Genomic DNA, 13722 nt, shown 5'->3' on the forward strand with positions numbered 1-13722 from the left:
CGCCGCGCGAGGCTAGGGTCGGGGGGATGAGAGGACTTTCGCACGACGAAACAGGCGCGGTCGCCAGGCTTGATGCGGCCGCGATGCTGCAGCAGGTGGAAAGCTGGGCCGCGGTCAACAGCGGCACGCGCAACCTGGAGGGGCTGGCGACGATGGCGGGGCTGCTCGCCGACGCGTTTTCGTGTCTTCCCGGCGATATCACACTTGTCGAGCCCGAACCGGCCGATAGCGTCGCGACCGATGGCACCGTAAACCCGCTGGACCACGGTCGGCATCTCCATCTTCGCGTTCGCCCGGATGCCGCGATGCGGATGCTGTTCACCGGTCACATGGACACGGTCTATCCGCACGACCACATGTTCCAGACATTGCGGAATCTGCCGGATGGCACGATCAACGGACCCGGCGTCGCCGACATGAAGGGCGGGCTGGCCGTGATGCTGGCCGCGCTCAAGACGATCGAGGCCAGCCCGCTGGGTCGGCGGATCGGGTATGACGTGGTGATCAACTCGGACGAGGAGACCGGCTCCTTCTCGTCTGCCGCCCTGCTCGCTCGCGCGGCGCAAGGGAAGATTGCAGCGCTGACCTACGAGCCGGCGCTTGCTGACGGCACGCTGGCCGGCGCACGCGGTGGCACGGGTAATTTCTCGATCACCGTCCGCGGCCGGAGCGCGCACGCCGGCCGCAATCCTGAAGAGGGCCGCAACGCGCTGGTCGCGGCCGCCGATATCGCGGTCCAGCTGTCAAAGGTCCGCAGGCCCGGGCTGTCCGTCAATCCCGCAAGGATCGATGGCGGCGGACCCAACAACGTCGTTCCCGACGTCGCCGTTCTTCGCATCAACTTCCGCCCGGCGACGCGCGAGGACATCACCCAGGCCCGCGCGCATATCGACGCCGTCGTCGCGACGGTGGCGGCCGAGCATGACGTCCAGATTGCGGTCCATGGCGGCTTCAATCGTCCGCCCAAGCCGATCGATACGGGGGCCGCGCACTTGTTCGCGCTGGTCAAGGCGAGCGGCGCGGACCTGGGCCTGGACATCGCCTGGAAAGCGACCGGGGGCGTGTGCGACGGCAACAACATCGCGGCCGCGGGCGTGCCGGTCGTCGACACCATGGGGGTCCGCGGCGGCGCGATCCATTCGCCGGACGAATTCATGATCCCCGAGAGTCTGACCGAGCGGGCGGCGCTGTCCGCGGTCACCATCCTGCGAATCTGCGAGAACGGCTTATGAGGACGCATCTGTGAGTTTCCGGATCCGCGCGGCGGTCGATAGCGACCTCCAGCCCTTGTACGAGATGGCCAAGCTGACCGGTGGGGGCTTTACCAACCTGCCCCCCGATCGCCGCGCGCTGCGCGCCAAGCTCGAACGCAGCCACGCCGCTTTCGCCCGGACCGCGCCCGCCGAAGACGGCGTGGTCAGCGACGAACTGTTCGTCCTTGTCCTCGAGAATTGCGAGACGGGGGAAGTCCGCGGCACGTGTCAGCTGTTCACGCATGTCGGTCAGAGCTGGCCCTTCTACAGCTACCGGATCGGCACGCTGACGCAGCACAGCCGCGAGCTCTCGCGAACCTTCCGCGCCGACATGCTGAGCCTCGCCACCGATCTCGAGGGGTCGAGCGAGGTCGGCGGGCTGTTTCTGCATCCGGGCGAGCGGGCCGGCGGGCTGGGCCTGCTGCTCGCGCGCAGCCGCTATCTCTTCATCAAGGCGCATCGCGCCCGATTCGCCGACCGGATCCTGGCCGAGCTTCGCGGGATCATCGACGAGGCGGGTGGTTCGCCGTTCTGGGACGGTCTGGCGGGGCGGTTCTTCGGGATGAATTTCCAGGACGCCGATCAGTTCAATGCGATCAATGGGCATCAGTTCATCGCCGATCTGATGCCGAAGCATCCGATCTACACCGCGATGCTGTCCGAGACCGCGCGTGCCGCGATCGGCTTGCCACACCCCTCCGGCCGGGCGGCGATGCGGATGCTCGAGAATGAGGGGTTCGCATTCGAGAATTATGTCGACATCTTCGACGGCGGGCCGACGATGACCGCGCGCACCGACAAGGTCCGGTCGATCGCGGATGCGCGCACGGCCCAGGTCGTGACGATCGCGGACACCCTGCCCGCCAGCGACGTCACGACCGAAGCGCTGGTCGCGACGGGTACGCTGGCGGATTTCCGGTGTGCGTTCGGCGATATCCGCCCGGTGGCCGATGGCATCGCCCTCTCGCGAGGCTGCGCAGCGGCGCTGGACGTCAGCGAAGGCGCATCCGTCCTCCACGTGGCGCGCCTCTGATGCGCGGCGCCAACCTGGTCGAGATCAACTTCGACGGCCTGATCGGTCCCAGTCACAATTACGCAGGGCTGAGCCCAGGCAACCTGGCCGCGACCCGTAATGCGGGTGCTGTCGCACGGCCCCGCGCCGCCGCGCTGCAGGGGATCGCGAAGATGCGCGCGAACCTCGACCTCGGGCTGGTGCAGGGGATCCTCCTCCCCCACCCCCGCCCCGATCATCGCTGGCTCGATGCGCTCGCGACCCGGTATGCGGACGCACCCATGCATCTGCAGGCGCAGGCGATGTCGGCCTCGGCGATGTGGGCGGCCAATGCCGCGACCGTATCGCCCGCCCCTGATACCGCGGACGGGCGCTGCCACCTGAGCGTCGCGAACCTCGGCACGATGCCGCACCGCAGCCACGAATGGCCCGCGACGCTCGCACAGCTGCGTATCGCCTTCGCCAACCCGGCCTTCGCGGTACACCCGCCCGTCCCGCTACCGTTCGGCGACGAGGGCGCGGCCAACCACATGCGACTGTGCGAAGCCCACGGCGCACCGGGCGCGAGATCTTCGTCTATGGCGAAGCCGGCGGCCCATTTCCCGCGCGCCAGCACCGCGAGGCCAGCGAGGCGATCGCGCGCCGGCACGGGCTCGACCCCGCGCGGACCCTTTTCGTGCGCCAGTCGGATGCGGCGATCGCGGCAGGCGCGTTCCACAACGACGTGGTCGCCGTCGCCAACGAAACCGTGCTGTTCACGCATGAGCAGGCCTTTGCCGACGCTGACCGCTTCTATGAGGATTTGCGACGGCTGATGCCCTCGGTCGAGATCGTCGAGGTGCCCAGCGCCCGCGTCAGCCTCGAAGATGCAGTCAGCTCCTATCTGTTCAACGCGCAGCTCGTCTCGCGCGCCGCGGGCATGACGCTGATCCTGCCCGAGGAAGCGCGGAGCAACGCACCGGTCTGGCGCTGGCTGGGCGAGCATGTCGCGGGCAACGGATCGATCCGCGCGCTCGAAATCGTCGCGTCCGCGAATCGATGGCCAATGGCGGCGGCCCCGCCTGCCTGCGCCTGCGCGTCGTCGCCGACCCCCGGACGGTTGATCCCCGCTTCCTCGTCGATCACGCCAGCCTCGACCGTATCGCCGGCCTCATCACCGAGCATTGGCCCGAGACGATCGACGCGAATGCGATCGGCGACGCGGCGCTCGTCGCTCGGATCGAGGCCGCGCATCGTGCCTTGCTCGAGGCCCTCGATCTTGTCGGGTTAATTGACAGATAACCCGAGTTGGCAGAATTGCGCGAGTCGCGAGCAGAGTTTTCCACTGTTTGTACGTTCACGGTTTGCTCTCCCACCGCGCAAGGGCGGCATCGGCGAGCGTCGATTGGTTGCGCTGTCGGGCGTAATGCTCGACCATCTGCAGCGATTGGCCGCTGACCGATGCGGTCTCGGCGGTTGAGCACCCGGCCTCGAGCAGCGCGATCACGGCGTTCTTGCGCAGGCCGTGCGGTACGCTGGGCGCGCCGGCAGTGGCCGAGAAAGCCTTAAGCATCTTGCGGGCGTTGTCGTCCCGCAGCGGCGCGCCGCGCGGCGTCCGGCATATCGCGCCCTCCACCCGCTCGTGCTTCGCAAGCTCCGCGCTCAGCGCGCTATGGACCGGGATGCTTAGTCGCTTCTTCGTCTTGTCTTGGCGGACCTCGACGCGATCGGTAGCAACATCCGACCAGGTCATTCTAAGCACGTCGCCGAGGCGCTGCGCGGTGTAGTAGAGCAGATGCGCGAGCAGGCGCACCGTGGGGTCTTCGGCGGCTAGAACCGCGCGCAGCACATGCTGCGGCCAAGGCTCGTGTTCCCCGCCATCCATCATCGTAATTCCGTCGCACGGGTTCTTCGCGATGTGCTCGCGATCGACGGCCCAGGCAAATAGCGCGCCGCTCGTCCTGAGGAATGCGTTTGCCGCGCCCGGCGTTGCGGCCATCTTGTCCAGCACCGTCCGCATGTCGCCGCGGGTGATGCCGTTGACCGGGGCGGTCGGCAGCGCCCGCTCCAGGCGGCGAAGATAGATGTCGTACAGCTTGCGCGACGACGGCGCCAAGGCGCCGTAGGCGGCCCCGCGCTGGTACATGTCGACGAGAACCGGGACCGTTACGAGGGTCGACTTCGTCTTCCGATTGCGGTGGCCCATCAGCGCCGCATAGCTTCCTCCGAACTCCATTGACCGGAGCGGCGGCAGGCGAGTCATCAGCCGCTTTCCGTCGACCACCTTGCCGGTGTCGAAATATAGGTACTCCCGGCCCTTCGACCGCACCCGCTTTACATATTTGGGCAGGTCATGCGGCAAGGCCCGGCTGATCCTTCCGCCAGTCGTTGGCCCCACTCGACATCTCGTCGAGGCTCGCGTCGAGTGCGGCGCGATCCCAACGCGGCCCTCCCGACATCGCGACCGACCCCGGCAGCCGGCCGGCGAACACCTCCGCGTCAAACTGCTGCGGCGTGAGCTCGCAGTATTTCGCGGCATTCGCCCGCTTGAGCATGCGCGGCCAATACGGAGCTGCGCTCATCGGTTCTGTCCTTCTTGATCTGTAAAGTGAGCTTTCACGGCGAGACCAGCGGCTGCGGGACCCAGCGGTGAGGGTTTTTGGGTGGCATGAACAAGGCCCGCCCTCCGGGGCGATAAGCGCACCATGTCAACTGCACGCCACGATGTGCAGCGTGCTACGGTGCTGAGTGTTCACCGGCGAAATATGCCGTCTCCGATCCTTCGTATGATCAATGGCATAGCGGCGCCGATGTGGTATGATGACCAAACGCGGGACGTTTTTAGGAATACAATAAATGGATTTCCCGTGGACCGAGGCCGCAACATTGGTGCGGATGCCAGCAGCGCAAAAAGACGACGAAGGAAACGAGCTTCTGTTCGAGGGGTCGTTGCTATTAATGGCCCAAAAGGTTCGGGCTATGAAGCCGCTTGAACGGCGCCATCTAAAAATCTCCCTTCCCGATAGAGTAGTGCGACCGCACACCTTCAAAGACGGTTCGCTCGCCGCCCTGATTGACGACATTCCCGTGGTGGGGTGACAATGTGCGTTTTCGATTGGCGCAACGGCGATTTGATTAATCGCATTTGAAGTGCCTAGCGAGCCGTCACATGTGCCGAGCCTGTCCTGCCATCCAGCAGGACTCGTCTTGAGGTCGCCATGTTTTCTTTGATTGCACTTTATCTGGAATATCGCAGGACGAAGGCGCGAGGCGGTACAGCTCGTGTCGTATCCGCGACTAACACAGCTGTTGCTGCCAATGACCGAGGCGCGTCGCAAACGGCCGCCGACGCAGCGTAACGCTCGACGGACGCTGACGCGGCGGTGCCGCTGCGCTAAAGCCGCTCTTTGGACGACCATAGAGGCACTACCATGCAGCGACGATCATCACTCCCAGCGGCACTGGTGCGATGGAGGCCGGGCTCGTACTTGACGAGGAAGGCAGCCGGTTCGTCGTCCTGACGTTCAAGGAGCCACAGGGCGAACCGACGCTCGTCACGTTTACAGTTCCGGTTTTTCAGAACTACGTCGAGCATCTGGTTCGAACGGCCAAGGCCGCTAACGAGGATGCCAACTGGGGCATTCCGGGCTGAGTATCTCCACCACAGTATCGTGCCGCGATCTTTTCGAAACAGCGTGACGGTACGGCGGCCTGCAACGGCCTTCGCAGTACGTTTTTTGTCCTCCGGGCTCACGCTGCCAATATTCGCTGCTCGATCGCCGCATTCTTGGCTCTCACCGGCGACGCTACTCGGGACCAGCGCGCGCGCGGTGCGGATGCTGCCCTCAAGCATGGCCTGGGCCACGTCGTTTGTTCTTTCGGCATCATCAGCCACGGGAAGCTCTCCGATCAATGCTGCGCAGCTGGGCGTGGATGGTGGTCAGGGCGGCGCTGCGCTCGGCGGAGGGCGGCTGCTGCATGAGGCGGTCGCGGCGGTCGAGGACTTCGGCCTGGTCGAGCACGCGCTGGCTCTCGCGGGGCCCGGCTGAGTTGCGGCCGATCTGGCTGTGCATCTTCATGCGACGCGCTTCGAATGGGTTGGCTGGGCGTCGGCCTCGTCGACGGGCAGCCGGGAATGACCAGTCCGGAGGGGACGGACCGAGGCAGTCGGGGAAGCTGGGGCGTCATCGAGGATGATGTTGCCAAGGGCGCGGGGCCAGATCCGCGACCAGTTGTGGAACAGCGCCTCGCCGATCATGACCATCGAGATGATGAAGACGCACGCGAGGCAGGCCCAACCAGCGCCGTACATGAGCAGGTTCCAGGTCACGGGCGATCTCCAAGGGTGAGGATGGCGATCATCAGGTCGATCAGGGTCTCCGCGGAGACGACGCCCAACAGATCGGGGACAGGGGGAAGCGGCGCGCGCGTGGCCGCAGCTGCGGGGTCGAGGTAGCTCACTGCCCCTGCCCTTCGGCCGCGGCGCGGATCGCCTGCCCCCATGCGTGGCTGGAAACCTGCGGATCGATCGGCTTGGCGACGTCGTAAGGCGCGCCCTTCTCGATGATGGCGGGGTGCACGATGCCGACTTTGCGCTGCTCGACGGCCTGGCGCTTCAAGGTTCCAGGCACCCATGCGGGCTTGCGGGGCGCCCGGAGCCGGCACACGCCGGGGATCTGGACCGTCCGACCAGCTGCCAGCGACGACAGGACGGCACCGAACACACGTTCGGCCATGTCCTGCGCGTCATCGGCAGCGATGCCCGACTCCGCGATGGCTGCGATGATGTGCTTATCGACCATGAACGATGTCCATCCACTGGATTGCCCCTGCGGGCGTGATCACTTGGGCGCGCTTTCCGTCGTGCCTGAGCCTGAGGCGCGGCAGGACGAGCTCGACGGCTTTGGGCGGCATGGTCCAGTCGTCAGGGTTTTCCCGCGGGCGCCGAAGAACAGTGGCGGTCGGCACTGAGACCGGATCCCGCCCTTCCTTCATCAGCGCGCCGATCTGCTGGACCGTCCAGCGCGAGGTCGGATGCGGGGTGCCCTGCCACAGCGACGAGGGGGTGATGGCCTGTGTCATGCGGCGCTCAGATCGATGTAGCGCGCAATGGCCCCAGCCGCGGATGCGCGGACTGCCGAAGTTCGCATGCGAAACTCGTTTTCGACCTTGTCGGCCTCGGCCTCGATGCGATCGCGCTCGGCGAGCTCGCCCATGTCGCGGACCATTGCCTTGATCATCGCTGGGGTCGGCTTACGCCGGTTGCGGCCGTAGAGGATCCACGCGACCTCCGTGACCAGCAGCAGCGCGCGCGCCCCGAGGTGGTGGTCCTCGGGTACCAGCTGCAGCTTCTCGGCCTTCGATCGCAGGGTCGCCCAGATCTCTCCCCGCTCGTGCTTGATTGCGGCGAAGTGCTTGTAGCGGTCGGTCGCAGCTGTCAGCATTTGCTGGTCGAGCGTCCGCAACCGCGTCGTGACATAGCGGAACTCGGTGATCGCGGAATCAAGGTCCGGATCGCAGGTCATGCTCGGGCCGGTCATGCTGCGACGCCCAGCGCGCGATCAGCCTGCGCGGCGAGGATTTCGCGGCGCAGCGGGCTCGCTTGAATGAATTCAGCGATCAGGCGCTCGTAGTCGATACCAGCCCAGAACGATCGCTCGCCCATGGCATGTTGCGCGTCGGCGCGCGGGCCCCTGTGACAAGCAGAGCAAAGGCTCACAGTGCGCCAGTCGTCCGGCTTCTGCCCCATGCCAGCACCAGACCCGATACGGACGTGCGCGGCCTCGACCGACTTCATCGAACCGCATTTGCAGCAAGCGAAGCCAGCGACGGACGTGCGGTGACGCTTCGATATCCAGCGGCTAGCGTGCTTCGCCGCCTTGGGAATGCGAGCTGGCAAAGCCATTACGCGACCACCCGGCAGGCAACGATGTCAGACAGGGCGTCCTGATGCGTCCAGCAGTCGCGGTAAATGTAAGCGGGATGGCCGTCGGCGGGGTTCGCGCGCTCCGCGGTGCGGCGGTCACGATCAAACCGGAACTGCACCTGGACACGTGCAAGATCCGAGACAGGGCACCCTGTCCCATCGCACTCGATCCAATCTGTGGAAGCCTGCTCGGCCACGTTGGTCTCCTAGCCGGGCCGGGCTGGCTGATAGTCGACATGTACGGTTACCGTATGCCTATGTCAAACGGTTTCCGTACACTCCGGGCGACTCGATAAAATGCCGGGCTAAGAAATTTCCTATCGACACACGCCGCCCAGCAGAACACAATGAGAACATGGCGCGCGAATCCCAATTCTTACCGTTGAGCGGCATTAATTCAGAAGGCGCATGCTTTCCGCCAGGCTATCGCTCGCGATGAGATTAGCGCACGAAAATGAGCGTCGCCTATCGGCGACTGAGCGCGATCTGCTGCTGACGTTGCAACTTAAGTGCGAGCTGGCAGGCGCGATCGACGACCATCAAGCCAGCCCTCCGCTCGGTCAAGATTTTCGCCAATCTGAGAAGATGCGGCGAACTCAGAATATGCTCGAATGTCTAGAGCGAGGTCTTCGACTCGCTCATCATCGGGATCGATCCGCACGCCAAGCTGCTGAGCAATATACTGAACCGCCAACCTTGCGACTGGTAGGCTCATCGGCTCAATCGGGCGATCCTCGTATTGGTTATCCAAGTCGAACGCGGTGATTAAGGCCATACCCTCGTCGAAACTCAGCTTCCGCGTTTTCCCGGTTTTCGGGTCCGGGTTGTAGAGCCGGGTTGCATTGTTCGTCGTTACGTTGAGGACCGCCGCGATCCGAGCATGCGTAACATTGCGCTCGCGCAGGGCCGCCAGGATCTTTTCGGACGTGTCCATTTTTAGTTGATGGGCGGCCCACGTGATACGCGCTAGCCGGAAAGTCGCACAATCCCCTTGCCAATCGTGTACGGATACCGTACTTGATAGGTCATGGAAAACGTTGACCAGATCATTGCGACGATCGGCGGGGTTCGCAAAACCGCAGCTGTGCTCGGCATCGCGCCGACGACCGTTCAGCACTGGAAGACGCACAACCGCGTGCCGGCTTGGCGGCAGAGCGACCTGACGGCAGCGTATGACCACGCCGTCAGCCAGAAGAAAGCGGCATAGGTGCTGCTCACCTTCCCATCCATGGAGCCGTCCCGCGTCGCTGGCGCCGCTACTGCGATCATCGCGATCGGTGAGCAGCGGTTCGGTTTCCATGCTGCCTCCGATCCCTTGTACATCGAGGCACCGGTCCTCGACGTCACGCACTGCACGGCCTGTGGTTGCCGAGCCGCAATTGCGGTTCGGTCCTGCCAAGCGCCGGTTTGTCCCTCCAGAGATCGGAAAGCTGCATGACCCTCGTCATGATCTGCGTCGCGTGCCTCGCGTGCTTCGCCTTGGGCCACGCCCATGCGGTCTGGCAGCGTCACCGTTTCATCCAGTCGCTGCTCTCGGGCAGGGACGCGGCGGCATACGGCAGAGTCATCCGCGACGCCGAAGGGAACGTCCTGTGACGGACTACTGGTCCATCGTCGCCATGACGGTCCTCATCACGATCGCCTCGGGCGTGCTGCTCTGGGGCATCGACCTCTGCTGCCGTCACGAGGTTGCGATGCTTGAGCAGCGCGCGCGCAACGGCGAGGCGAACGGCCTTCGGGGCGGTAATCAGGGTCTCAGTTTCCATGAACGGGAGAATGGCCGATGACCGTCGATAATTCTGCCCAAACTGGGCCCATCGTGTCGGACGAACGTATCAGGGACACGCTGCGGCGGCAGATCGAGCGCGCGTATAACGTCGACCGCTCTTTCAGCCGTGCCACGCTCTCGAACGAGAGCGGCGTCTCGGTCCACACGCTTGACCAGATCATGTCGCGGAACCCGGAGAAGAAGCGGCGCGTGACCATGGAGGACGCATTCTCCATCGCGCAGCTGCTCGGCGATCGTGCCGTCAGCGCCCTGCTCTCGACGATCGGTTACACCGCCCGCCGCATGGACGAGCCGGATGCGCTGCAGCCGATGCTGATCGCTGCGACCGCGATGGCCCACCTTTCGACGATCGCGACTGCTGCGGCCGACGGACGGATCGATCACACCGAGCAACCCAGGTGCCAGGAAGCGGCCGACATGATCATCGCGACTGTGTTGCCGATGTCGTCGGCGGGCCGTCAGGGCGCCTGAAGCCGACGAATATTACGCGGAAAACCCCGCAACGGAGATGACTATGGACGCGCTCAATAGCGCAGTGCCGGTTGAGCCCGGTTCTGCGAGCGAGTTTGCACGTGTGCCTGACACCTCGCCTTCGGTGGCGGGTGGCAAGGCATTCTCGCGTGCGCAGACCGATGATCCGGTCAACCGCGAGAAACATGACTTCTATCCGACGTGGCCCGCGGCGACGCGCGCTCTGCTTGAGGTCGAGAAATTCGACGGGGCGATCTGGGAGCCTGCATGCGGCGATGGCGCAATCTCCGATGCGCTGACTGCCGCCGGCTATACCGTCGTCAGCACCGACCTGATCGATCGCGGCTATGGCGAGGGCGAGCTCGACTTCCTGATGCAGTGGCAGCCTCGCGCGCCGAACATCTTCACGAACCCGCCGTTCCGCGACGCCCTGCAGTTCATCGACCGCGCGCTGATGCTAATTACGGGCAAGGTCGTGATGTTCCTTCGCCTTGCGTGTCTGGAAGGCGTCGAGCGGGGCAAGTGGTTCCCCAGTACGCCGCTAGCGCGCGTCTACATCATGTCGCGCCGGGTGCCGATGGGTCGCGGGAAGCTCGCCGGGGAAGGCGAAGGCCATGGGGTCATCGCTTTTGCGTGGTTCGTTTGGGAGCACGGTCATCAAGGACCACCCTCCCTGTTCTTCCTCGATTGGAAGACCTCGGCATAATGACGAAGCCCCGCCGCACCGCTGCGCAGTCCCGCGACGTCGTCTACGATGCACTGCTGCGCGCGGCGCGCGCCGGTGCCCGCTGTCCGACGAACCTCGCCTTGGCATCGCTGCTCGGTGTGCGGTCCTCCTCGATCCCTCAGAAGGCCCTGGTCGACCTCATCGCGGCGGATAAGATCGTGGTGACCACCACGCCGTTCTCGCGTGAGATCCTCATTCCCGAGCTGGGCGCAACGATCCGCGCCAGCAAGGCTCCGGATGGCTCAAAAAGGGAGACGGACCGCGCCGAGGCAATTGCCCAAGCCGAGCGCCGTGAGCCCCTGCCCCCGGTGCTCGATCGCACCCCCTGTTTCCGCTGCGGGATCCGCGCCGACATCGGCTGCGATCATCAGCCCGCATCGGCCCCCTACATCATCGACCTGGAGTTCGCGGCATGACGCGCACCTGCATGGACTGCCCGACCGAGCTCGGGGCGAGAAATCTGACAGGGCGCTGCAAGTCCTGCGCGACCCGCCACAACAACGCCGACCCAGTCGCCGCCGAGAAACGCCGTCAGGGCATCGCCCGGCGGTTCGCGGATCCGGAATATCGTGCCGCGCATGCCGCGCGCTGCGCCAGCATGAATCGGCACATCAGCCCGGAGGTGCGGGAACAGCGTCGCCAGCACGGGCACCGGATGACCGCGACGTTGCGCGCGGCGAACGACAAGATCACGAAGGATCAGCGGATGGCGGCGGGCGCGGCGCGATCGGCAACGGTGCTCGCCTGGTGCCCGCCTGAGTGGCGCGAGAAATACCGTGACTTGAAGCGCGGCGGCCGCCCCGCCGCGGACGCCAAGCGGCTCGTGCTTGATCTGATCGCCGGGAAGCCGATGCCGACGCCGTATGCCAAGCAGCGCGCGGCGCTCAACTGGTGCCCGCCCGCCCGCCGCGCTGAGTACGCTAGCGCGCGGGCCGCCCTGGGTGCCGCCGAGGCCCGCCGCATCATCGAGGCAGACATGACGCCGTTCGAGCGCCAGATGGCCCGCATCGCTGCCGGCGCTGAGCTCGTCGCCGCCCCTGACACCCGCACCGGCGGCCCGGCTTATACGCTCGGCGGCATTTCGTCGGGGATGCTCTGACATGCAGGCCGACACCCTTACATGCACCGCTAAACCGGCTCACCTCTCGACCGTAGAAGATCTCGACGCGGTCATGCGCGTGCGCGGCGATCTTCGGCGTCAGCAACAGGAAGCCGACGCGGCCAAGCGATTGGCATCTAAGCGAGCTGCCAAAGCGGCTCACACGTCGCATCTGCTGTCAGTACCGCGGATGGCCGGGCTGATGAAAGCTGGCGTGCTGCTGGGCAGCGCCGCGGCGCTCGCGGAGGCGATGAACATCGAACCCCGCAGCCTGCGCGCGAAGACCGGTGCAGAGCGCGGGATCTCGTGTGACGATCTCCGTGCGGCGGCTGAAGCGCTCGACGCGCGCGCCGCGCTAATGATCGAACATGCCGCTAAGCTGCGCGCCGAGGCCGACGCATAATGGACGGTACCGACACCCTCTTCGCCGTCTTCGCGGTGCTGTATGCGATCTGGCAGCTGATCCGGGTCGCCAACGGCGTTCAGTCGATCGCCACTGAGCTTCGCGCCCTGTGCGCCATTGCCGAGCAGAACCGCCGATGAGCGTCCGGATCATGACCGCAGTGTGGAGCGTGACACTGCCAGATAGCGAGAAGATCGTCCTTCTCGCGTTGGCTGACTGCGCCAACGATGAAGGCCTCTGCTGGCCCTCGATGGCGACCTTGGCTGCGAAGTGCAGCAAGAGCGACCGCACCGTCCAGGCTGCCATCAAATCGCTCGTGGCTAGCGGCCACATGAGCCGGCAGGAAATCGCAGGGCGCGGATGTCGGTACATCGTGCACCCAACCCCCGAAGCCGCTGCACCCCCGAAGCCGCTTCACCCCGAAGCCATTTCACCCCCGAAGCGAACAGCGCTGACCCCCGAAGCCGCTGCGGACAAACCATCAAGAACCATAACCTCTCCGGAGGCTTCGCCTCCTTCGAGGCGCGGGCGGGTGCAGGCCGTGAAGGTCAAGCCGTTCCGCCTTCCAGAAGATTGGGCGCCGGTTCGGTTCGCAGACGACACCGTTGCTCGAGCAATCGTCGATCGACGGGGCAAGGATTGGAGCCTGCGTGCACTCGAAAGCTTCCGGAATTGGGCTGCGAACGCCGCCGACAAGGACGGGCTGGGCCGGAAAGCCGACTGGCAGAAGGCGTGGAGCAACTGGATAATCGAACAGGATAACCGAGATGGACAACGATCAGGCAACGGACGTGTGGGCGGAAACGGGCAGTCGCGGAGCGGTCACGGTCGCACGGTCGATGCTGCCGAGCGATTCAAGGCGCGCCGCGGACTATCGGGACCTGGAGCCGGCGTCTGATGACCAGTTCATCACGACCCTGCTCCCATGCCTCCAGCTGGTTGCACCGGTCGGCATGGACGAAGACAGCAGGATACTTGGTTCGAAGCTGCCCGGATCGCGCTCGACGGCATCCCGATCGGCCTGCTGCAACGCGGTGCGGAAGCAGCGATGCAGAAGGCTGAC

The 13722-nt window shown here is 65.3% G+C and carries 24 protein-coding genes and 1 pseudogene; 13 read left to right on the forward strand and 12 right to left on the reverse strand.

The genetic code is table 11. The features are described from left to right. Positions 1-26 precede the first annotated feature (26 nt). From NI18_RS03020 to NI18_RS03030, 3 genes and pseudogenes are all read left to right on the forward strand, one after another. Positions 27-1232, forward strand: a complete 1206-nt coding sequence (locus tag NI18_RS03020) for a hydrolase (RefSeq protein WP_031441204.1) — start codon at positions 27-29, stop codon at positions 1230-1232. 10 nt (positions 1233-1242) lie between these two features. Then, positions 1243-2286, forward strand: a complete 1044-nt coding sequence (locus NI18_RS03025) for an arginine N-succinyltransferase (protein WP_031441203.1) — start codon at positions 1243-1245, stop codon at positions 2284-2286. Next, positions 2286-3546, forward strand: a pseudogene (locus NI18_RS03030) (N-succinylarginine dihydrolase). The gene NI18_RS03025 and the pseudogene NI18_RS03030 overlap by 1 nt, the downstream one beginning before the upstream one ends. Positions 3547-3601: 55 nt before the next feature. Here the strand turns inward: NI18_RS03030 and NI18_RS03035 are convergent. Continuing rightward, the gene (locus tag NI18_RS03035; protein ID WP_037527984.1) at positions 3602-4606 is read right to left on the reverse strand and encodes a tyrosine-type recombinase/integrase; all 1005 of its coding nucleotides are present in this window, start codon (positions 4604-4606) and stop codon (positions 3602-3604) included. Further along, positions 4596-4826, reverse strand: a complete 231-nt coding sequence (locus tag NI18_RS24920; RefSeq protein ID WP_037527986.1) for a hypothetical protein — start codon at positions 4824-4826, stop codon at positions 4596-4598. The genes NI18_RS03035 and NI18_RS24920 overlap by 11 nt, the downstream gene beginning before the upstream one ends. 274 nt (positions 4827-5100) lie before the next feature. On the opposite strand from NI18_RS24920, the gene NI18_RS03045 reads away from it, so the two are divergent. Continuing rightward, positions 5101-5343, forward strand: coding sequence for a hypothetical protein (locus NI18_RS03045; RefSeq protein ID WP_037527987.1), 243 nt, complete (start codon positions 5101-5103; stop codon positions 5341-5343). Positions 5344-5638: 295 nt separating this feature from the next. Here NI18_RS03045 and NI18_RS24080 read toward each other — a convergent pair whose 3' ends face one another. The 10 genes from NI18_RS24080 to NI18_RS24095 form a co-directional block, all read right to left on the reverse strand. Further along, entirely contained in the window at positions 5639-6139 is a 501-nt protein-coding gene (locus NI18_RS24080; protein ID WP_128082047.1) for a hypothetical protein, read from the reverse strand. Continuing rightward, the gene (locus NI18_RS24085) at positions 6132-6323 is read right to left on the reverse strand and encodes a hypothetical protein (protein ID WP_128082048.1); all 192 of its coding nucleotides are present in this window, start codon (positions 6321-6323) and stop codon (positions 6132-6134) included. The genes NI18_RS24080 and NI18_RS24085 overlap by 8 nt, the downstream gene beginning before the upstream one ends. Then, on the reverse strand, positions 6320-6574 hold the full coding sequence (locus NI18_RS03055; protein ID WP_037527989.1) for a hypothetical protein: 255 nt from the start codon (positions 6572-6574) through the stop codon (positions 6320-6322). The genes NI18_RS24085 and NI18_RS03055 overlap by 4 nt, the downstream gene beginning before the upstream one ends. Then, positions 6571-6705: a hypothetical protein gene (locus tag NI18_RS26375; RefSeq protein WP_306286210.1), complete on the reverse strand. Its 135-nt coding sequence runs from the start codon at positions 6703-6705 to the stop codon at positions 6571-6573. The genes NI18_RS03055 and NI18_RS26375 overlap by 4 nt, the downstream gene beginning before the upstream one ends. Beyond that, complete coding sequence (locus tag NI18_RS03060) at positions 6702-7046, reverse strand: hypothetical protein (protein ID WP_037527992.1); 345 nt, start codon at positions 7044-7046, stop codon at positions 6702-6704. The genes NI18_RS26375 and NI18_RS03060 overlap by 4 nt, the downstream gene beginning before the upstream one ends. Then, the gene (locus tag NI18_RS03065; protein ID WP_037527994.1) at positions 7036-7326 is read right to left on the reverse strand and encodes a hypothetical protein; all 291 of its coding nucleotides are present in this window, start codon (positions 7324-7326) and stop codon (positions 7036-7038) included. Before NI18_RS03065 ends, NI18_RS03060 begins: the two co-directional genes overlap by 11 nt. Continuing rightward, complete coding sequence (locus NI18_RS03070; protein WP_037527997.1) at positions 7323-7784, reverse strand: hypothetical protein; 462 nt, start codon at positions 7782-7784, stop codon at positions 7323-7325. Before NI18_RS03070 ends, NI18_RS03065 begins: the two co-directional genes overlap by 4 nt. Further along, positions 7781-8041: a hypothetical protein gene (locus NI18_RS22930; RefSeq protein WP_037527999.1), complete on the reverse strand. Its 261-nt coding sequence runs from the start codon at positions 8039-8041 to the stop codon at positions 7781-7783. Before NI18_RS22930 ends, NI18_RS03070 begins: the two co-directional genes overlap by 4 nt. A gap of 107 nt (positions 8042-8148) precedes the next feature. Next, a complete protein-coding gene (locus tag NI18_RS25470) occupies positions 8149-8367 on the reverse strand; it encodes a hypothetical protein (RefSeq protein WP_128082049.1) in 219 nt (72 codons plus the stop codon). A 308-nt stretch (positions 8368-8675) separates the two neighbouring features. Beyond that, entirely contained in the window at positions 8676-9470 is a 795-nt protein-coding gene (locus NI18_RS24095; RefSeq protein ID WP_128082050.1) for a hypothetical protein, read from the reverse strand. Positions 9471-9604: 134 nt separating this feature from the next. Here NI18_RS24095 and NI18_RS24925 point away from each other — a divergent pair, with 134 nt between their 5' ends. The 9 genes from NI18_RS24925 to NI18_RS22935 are packed head-to-tail and all read left to right on the forward strand — an operon-like array spanning position 9605 to position 13557. Beyond that, positions 9605-9766, forward strand: a complete 162-nt coding sequence (locus NI18_RS24925) for a hypothetical protein (RefSeq protein ID WP_157840476.1) — start codon at positions 9605-9607, stop codon at positions 9764-9766. Further along, on the forward strand, positions 9763-9957 hold the full coding sequence (locus tag NI18_RS03090) for a hypothetical protein (protein ID WP_037528006.1): 195 nt from the start codon (positions 9763-9765) through the stop codon (positions 9955-9957). Before NI18_RS24925 ends, NI18_RS03090 begins: the two co-directional genes overlap by 4 nt. A gap of 32 nt (positions 9958-9989) precedes the next feature. Continuing rightward, a complete protein-coding gene (locus tag NI18_RS03095) occupies positions 9990-10430 on the forward strand; it encodes a hypothetical protein (RefSeq protein WP_157840477.1) in 441 nt (146 codons plus the stop codon). Positions 10431-10473: 43 nt separating this feature from the next. Then, on the forward strand, positions 10474-11136 hold the full coding sequence (locus NI18_RS03100; protein ID WP_052148955.1) for a hypothetical protein: 663 nt from the start codon (positions 10474-10476) through the stop codon (positions 11134-11136). Next, the gene (locus NI18_RS03105) at positions 11136-11573 is read left to right on the forward strand and encodes a hypothetical protein (protein ID WP_037528010.1); all 438 of its coding nucleotides are present in this window, start codon (positions 11136-11138) and stop codon (positions 11571-11573) included. Before NI18_RS03100 ends, NI18_RS03105 begins: the two co-directional genes overlap by 1 nt. Next, positions 11570-12256 carry a hypothetical protein gene (locus tag NI18_RS03110; RefSeq protein WP_037528012.1) on the forward strand — a complete coding sequence of 229 codons (687 nt, stop codon included), beginning with the start codon at positions 11570-11572 and terminating at the stop codon, positions 12254-12256. The genes NI18_RS03105 and NI18_RS03110 overlap by 4 nt, the downstream gene beginning before the upstream one ends. A gap of 1 nt (position 12257) precedes the next feature. Further along, the gene (locus tag NI18_RS24100; protein ID WP_128082051.1) at positions 12258-12659 is read left to right on the forward strand and encodes a hypothetical protein; all 402 of its coding nucleotides are present in this window, start codon (positions 12258-12260) and stop codon (positions 12657-12659) included. Beyond that, on the forward strand, positions 12659-12799 hold the full coding sequence (locus tag NI18_RS24930) for a hypothetical protein (protein WP_157840478.1): 141 nt from the start codon (positions 12659-12661) through the stop codon (positions 12797-12799). The genes NI18_RS24100 and NI18_RS24930 overlap by 1 nt, the downstream gene beginning before the upstream one ends. Further along, positions 12796-13557: a helix-turn-helix domain-containing protein gene (locus NI18_RS22935; protein ID WP_084215004.1), complete on the forward strand. Its 762-nt coding sequence runs from the start codon at positions 12796-12798 to the stop codon at positions 13555-13557. Before NI18_RS24930 ends, NI18_RS22935 begins: the two co-directional genes overlap by 4 nt. Positions 13558-13722 lie beyond the last annotated feature (165 nt).

The sequence above is a fragment of the Sphingomonas sp. Ant20 genome (assembly GCF_000783375.1).
Lineage (GTDB): Bacteria > Pseudomonadota > Alphaproteobacteria > Sphingomonadales > Sphingomonadaceae > Sphingomonas > Sphingomonas aerolata.

What these genes read in the sequence shown, in the direction of transcription:
- NI18_RS03020 (WP_031441204.1), top strand. Translation starts at nt 27, where the DNA reads ATGAGAGGACTTTCGCACGACGAAACAGGCGCGGTCGCCAGGCTTGAT.
- NI18_RS24920 (WP_037527986.1), bottom strand. Translation starts at nt 4,826, where the DNA reads ATGAGCGCAGCTCCGTATTGGCCGCGCATGCTCAAGCGGGCGAATGCC.
- NI18_RS03045 (WP_037527987.1), top strand. Translation starts at nt 5,101, where the DNA reads ATGGATTTCCCGTGGACCGAGGCCGCAACATTGGTGCGGATGCCAGCA.
- NI18_RS24085 (WP_128082048.1), bottom strand. Translation starts at nt 6,323, where the DNA reads ATGAAGATGCACAGCCAGATCGGCCGCAACTCAGCCGGGCCCCGCGAG.
- NI18_RS03060 (WP_037527992.1), bottom strand. Translation starts at nt 7,046, where the DNA reads ATGGTCGATAAGCACATCATCGCAGCCATCGCGGAGTCGGGCATCGCT.
- NI18_RS03065 (WP_037527994.1), bottom strand. Translation starts at nt 7,326, where the DNA reads ATGACACAGGCCATCACCCCCTCGTCGCTGTGGCAGGGCACCCCGCAT.
- NI18_RS03070 (WP_037527997.1), bottom strand. Translation starts at nt 7,784, where the DNA reads ATGACCGGCCCGAGCATGACCTGCGATCCGGACCTTGATTCCGCGATC.
- NI18_RS22930 (WP_037527999.1), bottom strand. Translation starts at nt 8,041, where the DNA reads ATGAAGTCGGTCGAGGCCGCGCACGTCCGTATCGGGTCTGGTGCTGGC.
- NI18_RS24095 (WP_128082050.1), bottom strand. Translation starts at nt 9,470, where the DNA reads ATGGAAACCGAACCGCTGCTCACCGATCGCGATGATCGCAGTAGCGGC.
- NI18_RS24925 (WP_157840476.1), top strand. Translation starts at nt 9,605, where the DNA reads ATGACCCTCGTCATGATCTGCGTCGCGTGCCTCGCGTGCTTCGCCTTG.
- NI18_RS03100 (WP_052148955.1), top strand. Translation starts at nt 10,474, where the DNA reads ATGGACGCGCTCAATAGCGCAGTGCCGGTTGAGCCCGGTTCTGCGAGC.
- NI18_RS03105 (WP_037528010.1), top strand. Translation starts at nt 11,136, where the DNA reads ATGACGAAGCCCCGCCGCACCGCTGCGCAGTCCCGCGACGTCGTCTAC.
- NI18_RS03110 (WP_037528012.1), top strand. Translation starts at nt 11,570, where the DNA reads ATGACGCGCACCTGCATGGACTGCCCGACCGAGCTCGGGGCGAGAAAT.
- NI18_RS24100 (WP_128082051.1), top strand. Translation starts at nt 12,258, where the DNA reads ATGCAGGCCGACACCCTTACATGCACCGCTAAACCGGCTCACCTCTCG.
- NI18_RS24930 (WP_157840478.1), top strand. Translation starts at nt 12,659, where the DNA reads ATGGACGGTACCGACACCCTCTTCGCCGTCTTCGCGGTGCTGTATGCG.
- NI18_RS22935 (WP_084215004.1), top strand. Translation starts at nt 12,796, where the DNA reads ATGAGCGTCCGGATCATGACCGCAGTGTGGAGCGTGACACTGCCAGAT.